Annotated in this window: 19 protein-coding genes; 3 read left to right on the top strand and 16 right to left on the bottom strand. The window is 71.6% G+C overall.

Going from position 1 to position 19,472, the window contains the following annotated elements; all coding sequences use genetic code 11:
* The 3 genes from IEX89_RS20540 to IEX89_RS20530 all read right to left on the bottom strand — a co-directional run bounded on the left by IEX89_RS20540 (window position 1) and on the right by IEX89_RS20530 (window position 3,233).
* Window positions 1-540, bottom strand: coding sequence for a FixH family protein (locus IEX89_RS20540; RefSeq protein ID WP_188915137.1), 540 nt, complete (start codon window positions 538-540; stop codon window positions 1-3).
* A gap of 28 nt (window positions 541-568) precedes the next feature.
* A complete protein-coding gene (gene ccoG / locus IEX89_RS20535; protein WP_188915136.1) occupies window positions 569-2,068 on the bottom strand; it encodes a cytochrome c oxidase accessory protein CcoG in 1,500 nt (499 codons plus the stop codon).
* Between the two features lie 172 nt (window positions 2,069-2,240).
* Window positions 2,241-3,233: a calcium/sodium antiporter gene (locus tag IEX89_RS20530; RefSeq protein ID WP_188915135.1), complete on the bottom strand. Its 993-nt coding sequence runs from the start codon at window positions 3,231-3,233 to the stop codon at window positions 2,241-2,243.
* A 260-nt stretch (window positions 3,234-3,493) separates the two neighbouring features.
* Between IEX89_RS20530 and IEX89_RS20525 the strand changes: the two genes are divergently transcribed.
* The gene (locus IEX89_RS20525; RefSeq protein ID WP_188915134.1) at window positions 3,494-4,726 is read left to right on the top strand and encodes a bifunctional alpha/beta hydrolase/OsmC family protein; all 1,233 of its coding nucleotides are present in this window, start codon (window positions 3,494-3,496) and stop codon (window positions 4,724-4,726) included.
* A gap of 15 nt (window positions 4,727-4,741) precedes the next feature.
* Here IEX89_RS20525 and IEX89_RS20520 read toward each other — a convergent pair whose 3' ends face one another.
* The gene (locus tag IEX89_RS20520; RefSeq protein ID WP_188915133.1) at window positions 4,742-5,167 is read right to left on the bottom strand and encodes a hypothetical protein; all 426 of its coding nucleotides are present in this window, start codon (window positions 5,165-5,167) and stop codon (window positions 4,742-4,744) included.
* A gap of 3 nt (window positions 5,168-5,170) precedes the next feature.
* A complete protein-coding gene (locus tag IEX89_RS20515) occupies window positions 5,171-7,144 on the bottom strand; it encodes an acetyl-CoA carboxylase biotin carboxylase subunit (RefSeq protein WP_188915132.1) in 1,974 nt (657 codons plus the stop codon).
* Window positions 7,145-7,231: 87 nt separating this feature from the next.
* Here IEX89_RS20515 and IEX89_RS20510 point away from each other — a divergent pair, with 87 nt between their 5' ends.
* Window positions 7,232-7,576, top strand: a complete 345-nt coding sequence (locus IEX89_RS20510; RefSeq protein ID WP_244645611.1) for a BrnT family toxin — start codon at window positions 7,232-7,234, stop codon at window positions 7,574-7,576.
* Window positions 7,560-7,934 carry a helix-turn-helix domain-containing protein gene (locus tag IEX89_RS20505; protein WP_244645609.1) on the top strand — a complete coding sequence of 125 codons (375 nt, stop codon included), beginning with the start codon at window positions 7,560-7,562 and terminating at the stop codon, window positions 7,932-7,934. The genes IEX89_RS20510 and IEX89_RS20505 overlap by 17 nt, the downstream gene beginning before the upstream one ends.
* Before the next feature lie 15 nt (window positions 7,935-7,949).
* Here the strand turns inward: IEX89_RS20505 and surE are convergent, their stop codons facing one another.
* From surE to argS, 11 genes are all read right to left on the bottom strand, one after another.
* A complete protein-coding gene (gene surE, locus IEX89_RS20500; RefSeq protein WP_188915131.1) occupies window positions 7,950-8,711 on the bottom strand; it encodes a 5'/3'-nucleotidase SurE in 762 nt (253 codons plus the stop codon).
* A 54-nt stretch (window positions 8,712-8,765) separates the two neighbouring features.
* Window positions 8,766-10,067 carry a serine--tRNA ligase gene (serS, locus tag IEX89_RS20495; RefSeq protein WP_188915130.1) on the bottom strand — a complete coding sequence of 434 codons (1,302 nt, stop codon included), beginning with the start codon at window positions 10,065-10,067 and terminating at the stop codon, window positions 8,766-8,768.
* 51 nt (window positions 10,068-10,118) lie between these two features.
* Window positions 10,119-10,925 carry a twin-arginine translocase subunit TatC gene (gene tatC / locus IEX89_RS20490; protein WP_188915129.1) on the bottom strand — a complete coding sequence of 269 codons (807 nt, stop codon included), beginning with the start codon at window positions 10,923-10,925 and terminating at the stop codon, window positions 10,119-10,121.
* Window positions 10,922-11,476: a Sec-independent protein translocase protein TatB gene (gene tatB / locus IEX89_RS20485; RefSeq protein ID WP_188915128.1), complete on the bottom strand. Its 555-nt coding sequence runs from the start codon at window positions 11,474-11,476 to the stop codon at window positions 10,922-10,924. Before tatB ends, tatC begins: the two co-directional genes overlap by 4 nt.
* A 68-nt stretch (window positions 11,477-11,544) precedes the next feature.
* The gene (locus IEX89_RS20480) at window positions 11,545-11,799 is read right to left on the bottom strand and encodes a twin-arginine translocase TatA/TatE family subunit (RefSeq protein WP_188915127.1); all 255 of its coding nucleotides are present in this window, start codon (window positions 11,797-11,799) and stop codon (window positions 11,545-11,547) included.
* A gap of 51 nt (window positions 11,800-11,850) precedes the next feature.
* Entirely contained in the window at window positions 11,851-12,981 is a 1,131-nt protein-coding gene (locus IEX89_RS20475) for an ABC transporter ATP-binding protein (RefSeq protein ID WP_188915126.1), read from the bottom strand.
* A gap of 240 nt (window positions 12,982-13,221) precedes the next feature.
* Entirely contained in the window at window positions 13,222-13,965 is a 744-nt protein-coding gene (gene scpB / locus IEX89_RS20470; RefSeq protein WP_188915125.1) for an SMC-Scp complex subunit ScpB, read from the bottom strand.
* On the bottom strand, window positions 13,962-14,780 hold the full coding sequence (locus tag IEX89_RS20465; protein ID WP_188915227.1) for a segregation and condensation protein A: 819 nt from the start codon (window positions 14,778-14,780) through the stop codon (window positions 13,962-13,964). The genes scpB and IEX89_RS20465 overlap by 4 nt, the downstream gene beginning before the upstream one ends.
* A gap of 47 nt (window positions 14,781-14,827) precedes the next feature.
* The gene (gene nagZ / locus IEX89_RS20460) at window positions 14,828-15,850 is read right to left on the bottom strand and encodes a beta-N-acetylhexosaminidase (protein WP_188915124.1); all 1,023 of its coding nucleotides are present in this window, start codon (window positions 15,848-15,850) and stop codon (window positions 14,828-14,830) included.
* Between the two features lie 28 nt (window positions 15,851-15,878).
* The gene (locus tag IEX89_RS20455) at window positions 15,879-17,540 is read right to left on the bottom strand and encodes an SPOR domain-containing protein (protein WP_188915123.1); all 1,662 of its coding nucleotides are present in this window, start codon (window positions 17,538-17,540) and stop codon (window positions 15,879-15,881) included.
* Window positions 17,541-17,595: 55 nt separating this feature from the next.
* On the bottom strand, window positions 17,596-19,356 hold the full coding sequence (gene argS, locus IEX89_RS20450) for an arginine--tRNA ligase (RefSeq protein WP_188915122.1): 1,761 nt from the start codon (window positions 19,354-19,356) through the stop codon (window positions 17,596-17,598).
* Between the last annotated feature and the right edge of the window lie 116 nt (window positions 19,357-19,472).

The following is a 19,472-nucleotide window of genomic DNA, read 5'->3' as shown; positions in this document are numbered from 1 at the left end:
TCAATCCAGGAGTATGCGGTTGCGGGAGCGGAAGAGGACGTCGCCGTCGCGGGAGAGCTCGGTGACGAGCGTCCAGCGGCCGGGATCGGTCTCCTCGGGGAAGATCGCCTCGTAGGCGCCGGCGCCGGTCTCGACGAGGACGCCCTCGACGTCCAGCGCCGTGTCGGCGGGGGCGGCGAGGCGCGCGGAGCCCGAGAGGCCGGCGACGGGCGCGCCGTCGGGATCGCTCACGGCGAACACCGCGGCGACGAGGCCGTCGGCGCGGCGCGCCACGCGCACGTCCACGGCCCAGGCGCGCGCACGCTGCGCGGCGCTCTCGGCCAAGACGTCGTTGTATTCCTGGCCGGCGCGGTAGGCGCTCTCGACCTCGAGCCCGCGGAAGGTGGTGGCGGCGAGCTTCAGCAGAACCACGTTCATGGCGAAGATCACGCCGAAGAACGCCACCATGATCATCAGGACCTTGCGGCCGGTCAGCGGACTGCCGCCGGGAACGTAGTCGCTCGCGAGCCGATCGGGGCGAGACGTGACGGGGGAGGACATGGTCTCGGGCTCCTGTGGGAGATCGCGCTCACCGCGCGGGCTTGATGAAGTGGTCCTGCGCGATCGCGCTCTCTCCACCGTCGGGAGCGACGAGGACGAAGGCGATGGCGCGGCTCTCGGGCGCGCCCGCGGCGGCGGAGTCGGTGACGAGCACGCGCAGCTCGCGGGTCTGCGCCGGGCCGACGACGACCTCGAGCGTGTCCGGATCGACGTTGGTGGCGCCCACCGCCTCCACCCGCGCTCCGTCGAGGCCCTCGAGCGAGAGCGTGAACGCACGCTCCTCGAGCTCCTTGTTGGAGACGCGGATCGTGTAGGCGTTGCGGATCGAGCCGTCCGAGAGCAGCACGTAGAGCGGGTTGCGGTCGTGCAGCGCCGAGACGTCGAGGCTCGAGCGGATCGCGAGATGATAGGCCATGAACAGCGAGATGCCGACGATGAGCACGGCGTAGAGGATGGTGCGCGCCCGCACGATCTTCGGCTTCTCCTCGGGCAGGCCGGCCTCGCGGCGCTCGAGGTTGTACTCGCTGTCATAGGCGATGAGGCCCTTCGGGCGGCCGATCTTGTCCATGACGTTGTCGCAGGCGTCGATGCACAGGCCGCACTGCACGCAGCCGAGCTGGAGGCCGTCGCGGATGTCGACGCCGGTCGGGCACACGGCGACGCACTGATTGCAGTCGATGCAATCGCCCGCGGGCTCGCCGTGCTCGCGAAGCGCCTTGGCCTTCTTCACGGAGGCGCGGGGCTCGCCGCGGTCGACCTTGTAGGTGACGTTGAGCGCATGCTCGTCGGTCAGCGCCGCCTGGATGCGGGGCCAGGGGCACATGTAGGTGCAGACCTGCTCGCGCATGAAGCCGGCGAGCGTGTAGGTCGTGAAGGTGAGGATGCCGATCCAGACATAGGCGACGGCGGGCGCCTGCAGAGTCGCGAGGTTCCACACCAGCGTGGGCGCGTCGGCGAAGTAGAGCACCCAGGCGCCGCCGGTCCACCAGGCGATCATCAGCCAGACGAAGTGCTTGCCGCTCGTGCGCGCGATCCGGTTACCCGTCCAGCCGCCCTCGTGCAGCTTCAGCCGCTCGCGCCGGTCGCCCTCGAAGAAGCGCTCCACCGCGAGGAAGAGGTCCGTCCAGACCGTCTGCGGGCAGAGATAGCCGCACCAGACACGGCCCGCGACCGCGTTCATGAGGAAGAGGACGAAGGAGGCGAGGATCAGGAGGCCGGTGAGATAGACGATCTCCTGCGGCCAGATCTCGATGAAGAAGAAGTAGAAGCGCCGCGCGGGAAAGTCGATCAGCACCGCCTGGTCGGGCGCGTTCGGCCCGCGGTCCCAGCGCACGAAGGGCAGGAGGTAGTAGACACCGAGCGTGGCGACGAGGACCGCCCACTTGATCTTGCGGAACGTGCCCTTGACGGATTGGACGTAGAGCTGCCGGCGGCTGACGTAGAGCGGGCCCTCGATGAGGGTCTCGGCCGTGTCGTCGTGGAGCTCGTCCGCGTTTCGCGCGGGGTTCGGGGTTGCCGTGTCGGCCATGGCGGGGGGACTCGCTGATCCGTGGCGCTTTCCTTTTGCGCCCCGCACCCTCGCGCGCCCCGCTCCCCGGCGCGTTGATCGGGATCAATGGCCGCGTTCCCACGCGGCGGACGGGATGTCGCAGGCGCCCGCCCGCCGTCGCGCGGACGGCGGGCGGGCGCGTCGTGGCGGCTCAGGCGGGCCAGAGCAGCCAGACGTAGGCGACGTAGCCGGCGATCAGGACCGCGCCCTCCCAGCGCACGATGCGCCGGCTGGTGAAGGCGAAGAGCAGCATGAGGAGGGTCACGCCCACCATGATCGGCGCGTCGAAGCGCGCGATCTCGACGGGGATGTCGACGGGCGCGATCAGCCCGGTGACGCCGCCGATGCCGAGGATGTTGTAGATGTTCGAGCCGACGATGTTGCCGAAGGCGACGTCGGCCTGGCGTCGCAGCGCGGCGACGACCGAGGTGACGAGCTCCGGCAGCGAGGTGCCCACCGCCACGACGGTCAGGCCGATCACGGCTTCCGAGATGCCGAGCCCCCGGGCGAGCTCGGTCGCGCCGTCGACGAGGAGCTTGCCGCCGCCCACGACGAGGACGAGGCCCGCGAGCGCGAGCAGGATCGGCCAGACGAGGCTGCCGCCCTTCTCCGCGGGATCGGGCACGAGGGCTTCGTCCGCGCCCTGGGTCGCCACGGCCTTGTCGTAGAGCGCCCCGTGCTCGGGCGCGGCCACGACCGCCCGCTCCTGGCGGAAGGCCGTGAAGATGTAGACGGCGAGGCCGACGACGAAGACCGCGCCGACCACGCGATCGAGCGGCCAGACGAAGGCGAGCGCGGCGAAGGCGATCGCCGCGGCGAGCGCCACGACGCCGTCGCGCCGCAGCGCCCGCGAATCGATGGCGATCGGCGCGATCAGCGCGGAGATGCCCAGGATCAGCAGGATGTTGGCGATGTTCGAGCCGACGATGTTGCCGATGGCGATGCCGGGCGCGCCCGCGAGCGAGGCCTGAACGGAGGTGACGAGCTCGGGCGTCGAGGTGCCGAAGCCGACGAGCGTGAGGCCGATGACGAGCGGCGAGACGCCCAGGCGCGTCGCGGCCTTGACCGAGCCGCGCACGAGGAGATCGCCGCCCAGGACGAGAAGCACGAGGCCGGTGGCGACGAGGAGGAGGGTGGTTGTCATTGGGAGGATCACCGATGACGCGAAGGTGGGCCGAAGGACGAGACCCGCCCGGCACCGCCGTCGTCACCGCGCGCGTGGCGCGGGTGGTGCCGGCTGATCCCGAACGAGGGAACAGCTCCGACATCGCGGAAGGGGGGTGTCCCGTTCCGCCAGAGGGGCCCGGCGCTGTAGCGAGACGTGAGATGGCGGGGTAACGCGGGTTGCGCAAGGGACGAAGGGGACTTCAGATGACATTCCGCCGAATGCAGCCGGAGACCCGCATGCCCATCGAGAAGATCGCTTTCCCCGGCCACGACGGCCAGACGCTCGCCGCGCGCCTCGACAGGCCGGTGGGCCGGCCGCGGGCCTACGCGCTCTTCACGCATTGCTTCACCTGCTCGAAGGATCTCGCCGCCGCGCGGCGCATCGCGGCCGCGCTGGCCGACGCCGGCATCGCGGTCATGCGCTTCGACTTCACCGGGCTCGGGCATTCGCAGGGCGAGTTCGCCAACACGGACTTCACCACGAACGTCGCCGACCTCGTGCGCGCCGCCGACCACATGCGCGAGACGCTGGAGGCGCCCGCCATCCTCATCGGCCATTCGCTCGGAGGCGCGGCGACCATCGCCGCCGCCGCCCGCATCCCGGAGGCGAAGGCCGTCGTCACCATCGGCGCGCCGGCGGAGCCCGCCCACGTGACGAAGGCGCTGGGCTCCTCGCTCGAGGACATCGAGCGCGACGGCTCGGCGCGGGTGAGCCTCGCGGGGCGCGAGTTCACGATCACGCGCGATTTCGTCGAGGACGTCCGCGCCCAGGGCCTGAAGGACGCGCTCGGCAACCTGCGCAAGGCGCTCCTCGTGCTCCATGCCCCGCGCGACGCCGTGGTCGGCGTCGAGAACGCCACCGACATCTTCGTCGCCGCGCGCCATCCGAAGAGCTTCGTCTCGCTGGACGACGCCGACCACCTCCTCTCGCGCGCCGAGGACGCGGAATACGCCGCCTCCGTCATCGCCGCCTGGGCGACGCGCTACCTGCCTGCGCGGCGGGACGAGGACGCGGGCGCTGTGCACGAGGGCGTCGTGCGCGTGAGCGAGGACGCTCCCGGCGGGCTCCTCCAGCACGTCTCCGTGGACGGGCGCTTTCATCTCATCGCCGACGAGCCGCTCTCCGTCGGGGGCTCGGATCTCGGGCCGACGCCCTACCAGTTCCTGTCGGTGGCGCTCGGCGCCTGCACGGCGATGACGCTGAGGATGTACGCGCGCCGCAAGAAACTGCCACTGGAGAGCGTCGTCGTCGACGTGACCCACGACAAGGTCCACGCCCACGACAGCGACGATGCCGAAGGCGGCGCGCACCGGCGCGTCGACCGCTTCGTGCGCCGCCTGAATATCACGGGCGATCTCGCCCCGGCCGAGCGCGCGCGCCTCGTCGAGATCGCGGACATGTGCCCCGTCCACCGCACGCTGGAGCACGCCTCGCTCATCGAGACGCGGGAGGTCGCGGACGAGGGCTGAGCGCCGCGAGTGCCGTCAGCAGCGCGCCCAGGAGACGCGGTTGGGGCCGAGCGCCGTCTGGCGCGTGGTCTCGCCGGTGCGCAGCAGCGTCAGCTCGGAGGAGAGGCGCTCGCCCGTCTCGACATCGTGCTCGAAATAGACGAGCACACCCATCGAGCGGAAGATCCGCGCCTCGACCCAGGGCCGCTCGCCGCCGACCCGCGCGCCGCTCTGGCGAACCAGGATGCGCTCGTCCTCGAAGCGGACGCTCTCGCGCAGGCTCGCCGGATCGCTCTCGAGGCACCACTCGCCCTCCAGGAAGGCGATCTCCTCGCGCGGCACGGCGCAATGGCGAAGCGCCGAATCGCACTCGGTCGCATGCTGCTGGAGCTGGAGCGCGAGATAGGTCCCGAACCCGCCGACCACGACGAGGATCGCGAGCGCGATGGCGAGCTTGCGCACGGCTCATCCCTCCTCGTCGGTGGCGATGACGAGGATGCGTGCGCCCTCCGCCACCTGGTCCCCCGCCGCGGCGGCGATCTCGGAGACGGTCCCGGCCATCGGCGCGGTGAGCGGATGCTCCATCTTCATCGCTTCCACCACCGCGAGGCGCTGGCCCTTCTCGACCCGCTCGCCCTCCGAGACGAAGAGCGCGACGACCTTGCCGTGCATGGGCGCCTTCACGAGGCCGCCGGCGTCGAGATGCTCGAGGTCGACGCTGGCGGGATCGTAGAGCCCGACGCGGGTCTGGCGGCCCTCGCGCAGGACGAGGACGTCGCCGTCCGCCTCGACGAGCGTCGCCTCGGGCTCGCCCATCGTGGCGGTGGCGCCGGGGATCTCGACGGCCGGGCCTTCGGCGTCGAAGGAGACGTGCGCGTCGAGGCGCTCGCCGTCGACGAGGAGCGGCAGCGTCGTGCGGCGCAGGCCCATCAGCTGGAAGCCGTCCTCCGCGAGCCAGGGGCTCGTGGCCTCGCGCAGCGCGCTGCGGGAGGCGTCGCGCGCGGCCGCCACGTCCTCGGCGACGAGCGAGAGCGCGCCCGCGGCGATCGCGGCGGGGTCGGCCTCCTGCGGCACGGCGCCGAGCGCCTCGAGGTTGGCGTCGATGAAGCCGGTGTCGAACGTCCCCGCGCGGAAGGCGGGCGCGTCGACGAGGCGGGCCAGGAAAGCCGCGTTCGTGCGCGGCCCCGCCACTACCGTCTGGCCGAGGGCCCGCGAGAGCGCGGCGAGCGCCTCCTCGCGGCTCTCGCCGCGGGTGATGATCTTGGCGATCATCGGGTCGTAGAAGGGCGTGACCTGGTCGCCGGCCTCGACGCCGGCATCGACGCGCACGTCCTCGCCCTCGGGCAGCGAGAGCGCGAAGAGCCGCCCCGTCGAGGGCAGGAAGCCGCGCTCGGGGTCCTCGGCATAGAGCCGCGCCTCGACGGCGTGGCCCATGAGCGGCACCTCCTCCTGCGTGAAGGGCAGCGGCTCGCCCGACGCGACGCGGAACTGCAGCTCCACGAGGTCGAGCCCGGTGATCGCCTCGGTGACCGGGTGCTCCACCTGGAGACGCGTGTTCATCTCCATGAAGTAGAAGCGGTCCGCTCGCAGCCCCTCGCGCCCGTCGGCGATGAACTCGACGGTGCCGGCGCCGACATAGCCCACCGCACGGGCGGCCTCGACGGCGGCGCGGCCCATCGCGTCACGCACCTCCGGCGTCATGCCGGGTGCCGGCGCCTCCTCGATCACCTTCTGGTGGCGGCGCTGGAGCGAGCAGTCGCGCTCGTTCAGGTGGACGACGTTGCCGTGCGTGTCCGCGAAGACCTGGATCTCCACGTGGCGCGGGGAGAGCACGTATTTTTCCACGAGCACCCGCGGATCGCCGAAGGAGGCCTGCGCCTCGCGCTGGGCGGAGGCGAGCGCGGCGTCGAACTCCGCCACCTTGTCGACGCGGCGCATGCCCTTGCCGCCGCCGCCGGCGACCGCCTTGATCAGCACGGGATAGCCGATCTCGTAGGCCTTCTGGCGCAGGAAGTCGGGCTCCTGGCGCGAGCCGTGATAGCCCGGCACGACGGGCACACCCGCCTTCTGGACGAGGGACTTCGCGGCGTCCTTGAGCCCCATGGCGTCGATCGCCTCCGCCGGCGGGCCGACGAAGACGATCCCCGCCTCGGCGCAGGCGCGCGCGAAGGCGGCGCGCTCGGACAGGAAGCCGTAGCCGGGATGGATGCAGGCCGCCCCCGTGCTCCTGGCGATGTCGAGGATCGCATCGATCTTCAGGTAGCTCTCGGAGGCCGGCGCGGGACCGAGCCGATGCGCCTCGTCGGCCATGCGCACGAAGAGCGCGTCGCGATCCGCGTCCGAATGGACGGCGATGGTCCGCATGCCGAGCCGCCGCGCGGTCCGGATGACGCGGACCGCGATCTCTCCGCGATTGGCGATGAGCACGGATGACAGCACGGGCGACCTCCTCGCGTGGATGCCCGCTCTTTGGACTGGAGCGGCGCGCGAAGGTCAAGGGGGCGCGAGGAAGCGACGGGATGGCGTGTGGACACGGGTACGGATCGTCCGTACCATGGCCTCGTGGATGCGCCGAACGACTTCGAATGGGACGATGCCAAGGCCTCGGCGAACGAGGCGAAGCACGGCATTTCGTTCGAAACCGCCGCATCCGTGTTCGACGACCTCGATCGGGTCGTTTTCGAGGACGGGCGACGTGCTTACGGCGAGATGCGCTTCGCAGCGATCGGAGTGACCGCGAAGGGCGTTCTGTTCGTGGCGTTCACGATGCGTGGCGAGGCCGTACGGATCATCTCCGCGCGACCGGCGAACCGGAAGGAGCGCCGCCGCTACAGCGACGCAGGAGGCAAGGCCGATGGCAATCGTACGTAAGACGATCGAGGAGATCCGCGCCGCCGCTCGGCTGGAAGCCGACACCCCGCGACGGCAGATGACCGAGGACGAGATCGAGGCCAACGCCCTTTCCGATCCGGACGCTCTTCCCGCGACCGACGAGATGCTCGAGCGCGGCGTCGTCGGCCGCGACCTCCGTCGCACCCGCGAGCGCCTCGGCCTGAGCCAGGAGGCCTTCGCGGCGCGCTACGGCATCTCGCTCGGGCGCGTGCGCGACGTCGAGCAGGGCCGCCATGCGCCCGATCCGGTGCTCGTCTCCTACGTCAAGCTCATCGCCCGCGACCCGGACTGGGTGGCCGAGACCATCGCCGGGCGCCAGGCCGATCACGCGGCGTGAGGCGCCGCGTGCGCCTCAGTCGAACAGCTCGGCGAGCGCCGTCATCGTCGGCTCGTCGGTGAGGTCGAGCTTCAGCGGCGTCACGGAGATGCGGCGATTGGCGATCGCCCACAGATCCGAGCCGTGGCCCGGCGTGAAGGGCGCGCGCGCGAAGGCGATCCAGAAATACGGGTTGCCGCGCCCGTCGCGCCGCTCGTCGATGGAGAGCAGATCCTGGTCGCGCAGGCCTTGGTGCGTGACGCTGACGCCCTCGACCTTCTCCGGCGCGCAATCGGGAAAGTTGACGTTCACGAGCGTGTGGCGCGGCAGCTCGAGGCCGATCACCTTCTTCACGATGTCCGCCCCGTGCGCCTCCGCGCAGCCCCACTGGATCGCCCCGCGCCCGCCGGCGCCGTAGGATTGCGACAGCGCGATCGAGCGCACGCCGAGCATCGTGCCCTCGATCGCGGCGGCGATCGTGCCGGAATAGGAGACGTCCTCGGCGACGTTCTGGCCGCGATTGACGCCCGATAGGATCAGGTCCGGCTTGCGGTCGACCATGATGTGGCGAAGCGCCATGATCACGCAGTCGGTGGGCGTGCCCTTCACGGCGAAATGGCCCTCCGCGGTCTCGCGCACGCGCAGCGGATCGTTGAGCGAGAGCGAGTGCGAGACGCCGGACTGGTCGGTCTCGGGCGCGACCACCGTCACGTCGTCGGAGAGCTTGCGGGCGATCTTCTCGAGGCTCTTGAGCCCCGGAGCGTGGATGCCGTCGTCGTTCGTGCAGAGGATGCGCATGGGGGCCTTCTCAGGGATGCGGTCGGGGGCTCGCCCGGGGAGCCGCCACGGCTCTCAGGCTTTCTCGATGCGGGTGCTGCCACCCATATAGGGCGCGAGCGCCGCGGGGACCGCGATGGCGCCGCCCTCGTCCTGATAAGTCTCCATCACCGCGATCAGCGCACGCCCGACCGCGATGCCCGAGCCGTTGAGCGTGTGGACGAAATGCGGCTTGCCGTCGCGACGGAAGCGCGCCTGCATGCGCCTCGCCTGGAAGTCCCCGCAATTCGAGCAGGACGAGATCTCGCGATAGGTATCCTGGCCCGGCAGCCAGACCTCGATGTCGTAGGTCTTCCTCGCGGAAAAGCCCATGTCGCCCGCGCAGAGCGTGACGACCCGATAGGGCAGCTCCAGCGCCCGCAGCACGGCCTCGGCGCAGGCGAGCATGCGCTCGTGCTCGTCGTTGGAGCGTTCGGGCGTCGTGACCGAGACGAGCTCGCACTTCCAGAACTGGTGCTGGCGCAGCATGCCGCGCGTGTCGCGCCCGGCCGCCCCGGCTTCCGCGCGGAAGGAGGGCGTGAGCGCGGTGAAGCGGCGAGGCAGCCCGTCCTCGGGGAGGATCTCCTCGCGAACGAGGTTGGTGAGGGGGACCTCGGCGGTGGGGATTAGGCCGAGGCGGTTCTCGCGCGGCGCGTCGAGCGCGTCCCCCTTGATCGCCCAGAACTGGTCGTCCTCGAACTTCGGCAGCTGCGCGGTGCCGAAGAAGGCCTCGTCGCGCACCATCAGCGGCGGCGCCACTTCCGTGTAGCCGTGCTCGCGGGTGTGCAGGTCGATCATGAACTGGCCGAGGGCGCGCTCGAGCCGGGCGAGCTGGCCGCGCAAGACGACGAAGCGCGAGCCCGAGAGCTTTGCGGCCGCCTCGAAATCCATCAGCCCCAGCGCCTCGCCGAGCTCGTAATGCTCGCGCGCGGAATTCGAGCGGCGCGGCGTGCCCCAGGTGGAGCGCTCGACGTTGGCGCTCTCGTCGGGACCCTCCGGCACGTCGTCGGCGGGAAGGTTGGGGATGCCGGCGAGCTCGCGATCGAGCGTGGCGACGGCGTCCTTCTCGGCGGCCTCGAGCTCGGAGAGACGATCCTTGAGGCCGGCGACCTCGGCCATCAGGGCCTGCGCGCGCGCCTCGTCGCCCGCCTTCTTGGCGCCGCCGATCTCCTTGGAGAGGCTGTTGCGGCGCTCCTGCGCGGCCTGCGCCTCGGCGATGACGCTCTTGCGGCGATCATCGAGCGCGATCAGCTCGGCGGAGCGGGACGCGAGCCCGCGCTTCCTCAGGCCCTCGTCGAACGCGGTCGGGTTCTCGCGGATGGCGCGGATGTCGTGCATGGCTCTCGAACCGGCGCCGGGACTGATGCGCGGCGCCGGACCGAGAATGCCTCAATCGTTCGCCGCGTCGCGCGCGGCCTCGGCGTCCGCACGCTTCTTCTCGACCATCTGGACCGCGAAGATGGACAGCTCGTAGAGAAGCAGCGTCGGGATCGCAAGGGCGAACTGGCTGATCACGTCCGGGGGCGTGAACAGCGCGGCGACGATGAACACGAAGACGATGGCGTACTTGCGCTTGTCGCGCAGGAAGGCGGCGTCGATGATGCCCGCGCGCGCCAGCAGCGTCAGCACGACCGGCAGCTGGAAGCAGATGCCGAAGGCGAAGATCAGCGTCATGATCAGCGACAGGTACTCGCTGACCTTCGGCAGGAACTCGATCGTCGGTGCGCCCTCCACCGCCAGCTGCTGCATGCCCACCGAGAAGTTCATCAGGAGCGGCATGGCGATGTAGTAGACGACGAGCGCGCCCGTCGCGAAGAGGACCGGCGTCGCGACGAGGTACGGCAGGAACGCCTGACGCTCGTTCTTGTAGAGGCCGGGCGCGACGAACTTGTAGATCTGCGTCGCGATGATGGGGAAGGCGAGGAAGGCCGCGCCGAAGAAGGCGACCTGCAGCTGCGTGAACAGGTATTCCAGGCCGTGCGTGTAGACGAGCCGCGCCAGCTCGGGCGAGCCGACCGCGTTCACGTAGGGCTGGACGAGGATGTTGTAGATGTACTTCGCGAAGCCGAAGGAGGCGAAGAACAGGACCACGAAGGCGATCAGCGAGCGGATCAGCCTCTGGCGCAGCTCGATGAGGTGCTCGATCAGCGGCGCGCGCGACGCCTCGATGTCGTCGGGCTTGACCGAGAGCGTCACGGCTTGACCTCTTCTCTCTCGTCCGCGCGCACGGGCTCGGCGGGGATCGGCGCGGGCGCCGCGGCAGGAGCGGGCGCCGGCTCGACGGGAGTCGCCGCCGAAGCCGGCGGCGAGGCCGCCACGGCGCCGGGATCGTCACCCGCGGACGCGGCGGGCGACGCGGCCTTCTCCAGGCTCGGCGCGGCGGCGGGCGTCTTCTTCTCGAGGCTCGGCCCGGACGTGCCGGCGGAGGCCGCTCCGGCATCGCCGGAAGCCGCCTTGGCACCCGGCGAGCCGTCGATGGCTCGCTTGAGCTCGTCGCGGGCGGCCTTGGCCGGGTTGTAGCCGGCCTTCGCCGCGCGGCTGATGCCCTCCACGTCCTTGCGGACCTGGTCGAGCTCGGCCTCGCGCATGGCCTGGTTGAACTGCCCCTGGAACTCCGACGCCATGCGTCGCACCTTGCCGACCATCTGGCCGACGGCGCGCAGGGTGCCGGGCAGGTCCTTGGGACCGATGACGATCAGCGCGACGGCGCCGACCAGCATCATCTCGCCCCAGCTCAGGTCGAACATGACGTCTCGTGCCTCGATGCGCGGGCGTCGTCCGCCCGCGTCGCGCCGCGCGCTCTGGAAGATCGGCCTCAGCCGGCCTTGTTGGCGTTGGCGTTCGTGTTGTGGGCGCTGGGCGCCGCCTCGCCGGGCTGGTGCTCGATGGAGCGTGCCGGCTCGCTCGAGGCCTGACCCTGGGCCGGCTGCTCGTCCTCGGCCATGCCCTTCTTGAACGCCTTGATGCCCTGGGCGACGTCGCCCATCATCGCGGAGATCTTGCCGCGCCCGAACAGGAGCACCACGATCAGACCCACGACGATCCAGTGCCAGATGCTTGCGCCACCCATCAGCGTCCCTCCGTCGCCTTCCGGCAACTCTCGTCTCGACAGGCCGCCAACCTAATGGCGATGGGTGGCGAAAACAAGAACTTCGGCGGGGTCGACGTCGACGCCCACGTCCTGCCCCTCGCCCGCCCGCAAGCCGTCGCGGCAGCGCCCCTGCAAGGGGGCGTCGAGCCCCTGGACCGCGACGTGGACGAGATCGACCTCGCCGAGGAAGCGACGCGCGACGATCCGTCCCGGCAGGCAGAAGCCCGGAGCCCGCAGGCGGATCGCCTGGGGCCGCACGCAGACGATCGCGCCCTCCCCCTCCGCGAGTCCCGGCGCGGGAAAGCGCCCGATCGGCGTCTCGACCGCGCCGCGGCGCACGACCCCCTCCACCTCGTTGAAATCGCAGAAGAACCGCGCCGCGAACAGATCCGCCGGGCGGCGATAGATCGCCTCCGCCGGCCCCTCCTGCACCACCCTCCCTGCGCGCATCAGCACGATGCGATCGGCGATGCGCATCGCCTCCTCGGGATCGTGGGTGACGACGATGGTCGTCGCCCCCGTCTCGCGCAGGATCGCCACCGTCTCCTCGCGGATCGTATCGCGCAGCCGCCGGTCGAGGTTCGAGAAGGGCTCGTCCATCAGGAGTACGCCGGGACGCGGCGCGATGGCGCGCGCGAGCGCCACGCGCTGCTGCTCGCCCCCCGAGAGCACGTGGGGATGCTCGCCGGACAGCCGCTCGAGGCCCACGCGCGACAACGCCCGCGTGGCGGAGGCCAGCGCGTCGGCCTTGGGCAGGCTCTTCAAGCCGAACAGCACGTTCTCGAGGATCGTCATGTGCGGGAAGAGGGCGTAGTCCTGGAACATCAGCCCGATGCCCCGCGCCTCCGGCGGCACGAAGGCCGCCTGCCCGCTCACCTCGCGCCCGTCGAGCATGACGCGCCCGGCGGTGGGCGTCTCGATGCCCGAGGCGACCCGCAGAAGCGTCGTCTTGCCGCAGCCGGAATGGCCGAGCAGGCAGACGAGCTCGCCCGGCTCGACGACGAGGCTCACCCCGTCGAGCGCACGGGTGACGCCGTAATCCACGTGCACGTCCTCGAACGCCACCTGCGCCGGGATCGACGCCCCCGCCGTCCCGCGCTGGCCGAAACGGCCGAAGCCGAGGCGATCGGCGATGCTGGCGGAGCGGGTGGACGGCTTCATCGGATCCGGAACGCGGGTGAGGACGGGATGCCCGTTATGTGCGCCATCGACGGGCGTTTGTCGACGGGTTGAAGAAAGCGGCCAGCCTCCTCCTTCCCTGTAGGGGAAGGTGGATCGACGCCGAAGGCGGCGAGACGGATGGGGCGCGCCGCGAGGCGCGTTCGGCGAAGCCGAAAGGGGCGGGTTGGGCGGCAGGCGTCGGGCCCCACCCCTAGCCGCCTACGGCGGCATTCCCCTCCCCTACAGGGAGGGAGGCGCGCCGTCCTCGCCCTCCTCGTCCTCGTCCTCGCCCTCCACCTCCAGCGGCATGAACAGGTCGCCGTCCTCGAGGGGCTCCTCGTCCTCGCGCAGCGCGTCGTCGTCGGAGGGGAGCGGGACGGCGAGGCCCGTGGGCAGGCGGCCCTCGAAGAAGCCCGAGCCCTTGAGCTCGTCGAGCCCCGGGAGATCGCCGATGGCGTCGAGCCCGAAATGGTCGAGGAACGAGCGCGTCGTGCCGTAGGTGACCGGCCGGCCCGGCGCGCGGCGGCGCCCGCGCAGGCGCACCCAGCCCGCCTCGATCAAGGTGTCGAGCGTGCCCTTGGAGGTCGAGACGCCGCGAATGTCCTCGATCTCGGCCCGCGTCACCGGCTGGTGGTAGGCGACGATGGCCAGCGTCTCGAGCGCCGCGCGGGAGAGCTTGCGGGGCTCCACCACGTCCTTGGCCATCATCCAAGAGAGGTCGCCCGCGGTGCGGAAGGCCCAGCCGCCCGCGAGCTTCACGAGGTTGACGCCGCGCCCGGAATAATAGGCGGCGATGTCCTCGACGAGCCGACCCACCCGCGCTCCCGTCGGCAGGCGCTCGGCGAGATCGGCCTCCGTCATCGGCTCGGCGCTGGCGAAGAGCAGCGCCTCCGCCATGCGCAGGTGCTCGGCGTGGAGCCGCGCCTCGGCGATCTCGGCGGACATGCGCTCGGAGAGCGCGGCGAAGCGGCGATCGGCGTTCATGCTGCGGGCTCCGGCACCGGGTCGGCGCGCGGCGCGCTCGCGGCCTTGAGCCAGATCGGCCCGAAGGCGCGCTCCTGACGCAGGGCGAGGCGCCCCTCGCGGGCGAGCTCGAGGGTCGCGGAGAGGGCGGAGGCGCGCACCGTGGCCCGCTCGGACGGCGTCGAGACGAAGCGCACGAGGTAATCGTCGAGCACCATCCAGTCGACGGCGTGCCCGACGAGGCGCTCCAGCGCCTCGCGCGCCTCGACGAGGGACCAGACCACGCGCCGGCGCAACGTGACGCGCGAGGCCGCCTGCTTCTGGCGCTGGGCGGCGTAGGCCTTCAGGAGATCGTAGAGGCTCGCTTCGTAGAGCGGGCGCGTGCGCACGGCCATGGGCTCGGGCGCGCCGCGGGCGTGGACGTCGCGGCCGAGCCGCGTGCGCGCGTCCAGCGCCTTGGCCGCGGCGCGGATCAGCTCGAGCCGGCGCAGCCGCTCGGCGAGCGCGCTCGCGAGCTCCTCGGCGGAGGGCTCCTCGCCCTTGGGCGGCTCGGGGAGGAGCAGGCGCGACTTCAGGTAGGCGAGCCAGGCGGCCATCACGAGATAGTCGGCGGCGAGCTCGAGGCGCATGCGCCGCGCCTCCTCGACGAAGGCGATGTATTGCTCGGCGAGCGCCAGGATCGAGATCTCGCGCAGATCGACCTTCTGGCGCCGCGCGAGATCGAGGAGGAGGTCGAGCGGTCCCTCGTAGCCGCCGACGTCGACGACGAGCGCCGGCTCGCCGTCCTCGCGGACGGGGGCGCGATCGTCGTCGTCGAAGTCGATCGTGCGTCCGATGGCCAAGACCGATTCTCTCCTCGCTGGGCGAAAGAGAATCACCCGCTTCAGGCGCTCGGGGCAAGCACCGGTGCGAGCGCGGCGGCGAGGCGGGCGCGGGCGTCCACAAGATCCAGCGGTTCCGCCGGCCTGCGGCGGCGGGCGAGCGCGGCCTCGGCGCGACGGGCGGCATCACCTGCGAGCGCCGGCGTGACGGAGGCGACGCCGCGCATCTCGTCCATGGCGCCCGAGCAATGCAGGATCACGTCGCAGCCGGCGGCGAGGGATGCGCGCGCGCGGGCGTCGAAGGAGCCCGCCAGCGCGTGCATGCCGAGATCGTCCGTCATCAGGAGCCCGTCGAAGGCGAGCGCACCGCGGATCACCTCCGCGATCACCCGAGCGGAGGTCGTCGCCGGCGCCTCGTCGTCGATCGCCTCGTAGACGACGTGGGCCGTCATGCCGAGCGGCATATCGGCGAGCGCCGCGAAGGGCGGGAAGTCGTGCGCCTCCAGATCCGCGCGCGGGGTGTCGACCCGCGGCAGCGCGAGGTGGCTGTCGACGCCGGCGCGGCCGTGGCCGGGCATGTGCTTGATCACGGGCAGCACACCCTCGTCGAGCAGGCCCTGCGCCGCCGCGCGCCCGTAGCGCGCCACGAGATCGGGCACGTCCGCATAGGCGCGATCCCCGATGATGCCGTCGGCGCCGGGCACCGGCACGTCGAGGCAGGGTACGCAATCGACGTCGATGCCGACGTCCGCCAGCTCCGCCGCGATCAGCCGCGCGCCGAGCCGGCACAGAGCGAGTCTCTCCTCGAGGGACAGGTCGAGGCGATGATAGGCCGCCGCCGGCGGGTGCTTCGCCCAATGGGGAGGACCGAGCCGCTGCACGCGCCCGCCCTCCTGGTCGACGAGGATCGGCGCATCGCGTCCCACCGCCGCGCGCAGGGCGGCGCAGAGCGCACGCACCTGGTCTGGGCTCTCGACGTTGCGGCGGAAGAGAATGAAGCCCCACGGGTCCCCATCCCGGAAGAACGCCGCCTCCTCGGGCGTGACGACCGTGCCGGCGAGGCCGAGGATCATGGCGGACGGCATAAGATCACCTTGTCGGGAAAGCGGCCCGTCACTGGTTGGAGGCGACGAAGCAATCGCCCGCGGCGGCCTTGATCTGGTCGCAGGCCTGGTTGGCCCGCTCCAGCGAGTACGGGCCGACGCGCACGCGGTAGATCGTGCTGCCGTTGACCACCGCCTGGCGGATGATCGGCTGGCCGTCGCCGATGATCGAGGAATACTGCGCCTGCAGCTCCGAGAAGGCCGCGCGGGCGCGATCCTCCGACCCGCGGATGGCGAGCTGGACGGCGTAGCCGCCCGTCGGCGCCGCCGGCTGCGCCACCGGCGCGGAGACCGTCGGCAGGGCCGAGAGCTGGAGCGGCCCGCTCGGCTGGGCCGGCGCGGGCGCCGGGAAGCTGTCGCGGGCGGGCGCCGGCGGCGGCACGGGCGCGGGCGCTTCCGGCGCCACGGCCGCGAGCTCCGTCGCCGGGAGATCCGTCGCGGGGAGATCCATGGACGGCAGGTCGTTGCCAGCGCCGATCTCGGGCACGGGCGCCAGGGGAGCGAGGGGCTCCAGCGGCGCGGGCGTCCCGGGCGCCTGCGCCGGCGCGGCGCTCGCCGTCTCGGCGGGGGCGGTGGCCGGCTGTGCGGCGGGGGAGAGCCCCGTCGGCTGGATGATCGTGCCGTCGGGGCGCACGGTGACCGTGCGCACGCGCCGCGGCTCGCCGAGCGCGGCGACGGCGGGCGAGCTCACGAGCGGCGGCTGCAGACCCCCGTCGAGACCCGCATCGAGGCCGGCGAGGCCGTCCTCGCCGAGCGCTTGGGCGATGGGATCGTCGGTGGCGGCGGCAGGCGCCTGCGTCTCGGCGCCCGGCGCCGGCAGGACGACGCGCGGCGCCTCCGCCGGCTCTCGGGCGAGACCGGCGATGTCGACGGGCTGCTCCTCGCGATCGACGATACGCGTCTCGCCGTTGTCCTGCGCGTCGAGGAGCGCGGTGTCCTGATTGGGAATCTCGACGCCGCCGGGATTTTCGGGAGCGACGCGCACGGGCTCGGGATCGGCCGCGATCAGCGGCGGCTCGCCGGGCGCCTGATCCACCGATCCGGCGAACCAGAGCGCGGTGCCGACGCCCACGAAAGCGACGGTGATCAGCGCCCCGGCGGTGACGAGGCTCTTGCGGCCGAGCCCGCGACGGCGCGGCGGCTCGTCCTCGTAGGCCTCGTCGCCGTAGGCGCCGCCAGCCCAGTCGGCCGCGTCGTCGTGCGCCTGGCCGTCCGCGGAATAGGGCTCGTCCCATTCCGTGCGATCGTCGTAGGCCTCGTCGTACGCGTAATCGTCTTGGGCGTGATCGTCTTGGGCGTACGCGTCCCGCGGATCGCGCTGCGCGCCGGCATGGCCGTCCTCGCCGCGGCTCCAGGCGTCGCGCTCGTCGACCGAGAAGCCCTGTGCGGCATAGGCCGCGCGCGGGTCCTCGGCTTCCGGGCGGCGGCCCGGCACCGGCGGGCGCGCCTGCGTCGCCTGCTGGGGCGCGCGGCGGCGGGCCGCGTCCTCGTCGAGGAGCGCGCCGAAGGGATCGTCCTGGCCGACGATGCGGGCGAGCTCCGCCAGCGGGTCGGCCTTCTGCGCGGGCGGCTGGCCCGGCACGCTCGTGCGCGGGTCACCGCCCGTCTGCCTGAGCTGGCGCTCGATCTCGTCGAGATCGATGGAGAGCCGCCGTTTCGCGTTGTCGCTCATCGCGCTGATACCTCAGCCTCACGCCTTTGCGGCGGCTCGGACGCGGATCGTCGCCTCAGCGCATCTCGTCCGGCGCCGCGACGCCCAATATTGAAAGTCCAGAGGCGATCACGCAACGCACGGCGTGCGCCAACGCGAGCCGCGCCTCGGTGGACTTTCGGTCGGCTTGATTAACAAACCGTAATTGCGGCAAGTCTTTGCCCTTGCTCCACAATTGATGCAGCGAAGCGGCGAGCTCGTAGAGATAGAACGCCACACGATGCGGCTCGTGCGCGGTCGCCGCCTGCTCGATGGTGCGAGGGAACAGGGCGATACGCCGCAGGAGGTCGAGCTCCGCGTCGTCGGCGAGGAGCGCGAGATCCGCCTCGGCGAGAACCTGCGAGCCGAAATCCACGCCCGGCATCTGCTCGGACGCCTGGCGGAAGATCGAGGCGCAGCGCGCATGCGCGTACTGCACGTAGAAGACCGGGTTGTCCTTCGACTGCTCGACCACCTTGGCGAGGTCGAAGTCGAGCGGCGCGTCGTTCTTGCGCATCAGCATCATGAAGCGCACCGCGTCGCGACCGACCTCGTCGACGACGTCGCGCAGCGTGACGAACGAGCCGGAGCGCTTGGACATCTTCACCGGCTCGCCGGCGCGCAGGAGCTTCACGAGCTGGCAGAGCTTGACGTCGAGCTCGCCCTTCCCGTTCGTCGCCGCCTGCACGGCCGCCTTCATGCGCTTGACGTAGCCGCCGTGATCGGCGCCCCAGACGTCGATCATCTCCGGGAAGCCGCGCAGGTACTTCGAGCGGTGATAGGCGATGTCCGCGGCGAAATAGGTGTAGGCGCCGTCGGACTTCAAGAGCGCCCGGTCGGTGTCGTCGCCGAAGGCGGTGGCGCGAAACAGCGTCTGCTCGCGGTCCTCCCATTCCTCGTCCTTGACGCCCTTGGGCGGCGCGAGGCGCCCCTCGTAGATCAGGTCGCGCGCGCGCAGATCCTCGATCGCCTCGGCGATGTCGTCGGTGTCGCCGGCCGAGAGCGAGCGCTCGGAGAAGAAGACGTCGTGCTTGATGTCGAGCGCGGCGAGGTCGGCGCGGATCATGGCCATCATCATGTCGATGGCGGTGTCGCGCACGATGGGGAGCCAGGTCTCCTCGTCCTGCTCGAGCAGGCCCGGGCCGTGCACCTCCGCCAGCGCCTGGCCGACGGGTACGAGGTAGTCGCCGGGATAGAGCCCGTCGGGAATGATGCCGATGTCCTCGCCCAACGCCTCGCGATAGCGCAGGTAGGCGGAGCGGGCGAGCACGTCGACCTGCGCACCGGCGTCGTTGATGTAGTACTCGCGCGTCACGTCCCGGCCGACGAAGGCGAGCAGGTTGGCGAGCGCGTCGCCGAACACGGCGCCGCGGCCGTGGCCGACATGGAGCGGGCCCGTCGGGTTCGCGGAGACGTACTCGACGTTGACCGCGGGCCCGCCCGGCGCGCCGCCGCGGGCATAGCCCGTTCCCTCGCGCACGGCGGCGCGCAGGACGTCGTGCAAGGCGGACGCGTCGAGGCGCAGGTTGATGAAGCCGGGCCCCGCGATCTCGACGGCGGCGATGCGCGCATCGCCGCGCAGGTCGGCGGCGATCTTCTCGGCGAGATCGCGCGGCTTCGCGCCCGCGTCCTTGGCGAGCACCATCGCGGCATTGGTCGCGAGGTCGCCGTGCGACGGGTCGCGCGGGGGCTCCACCACGGCGCGGGAATGATCGAGCCCGGCGGGCAGATCGCCGGCCTCGACCAGCCGGCCGAGCGCCTCGGCGACGCGGGCCTCGAAGAGGGCGAAGAGGTTCATGGCGCCTTTCGTCCGTCGGGCGCCGGCGCGCGAGACGCGCCGACGCGGGAGAGCGTTACGGGTGTGCGGGTTTAGGACGGAACGCGCCGGGGGGGAAGAGGGGTCCGGAGGAGGCG

Source organism: Salinarimonas ramus (genome assembly GCF_014645695.1).
In the GTDB taxonomy this organism is placed as follows: domain Bacteria; phylum Pseudomonadota; class Alphaproteobacteria; order Rhizobiales; family Beijerinckiaceae; genus Salinarimonas; species Salinarimonas ramus.
Note: the sequence above shows the minus strand (reverse complement) of the source record. Positions and strands in the feature narration are given on the sequence as shown.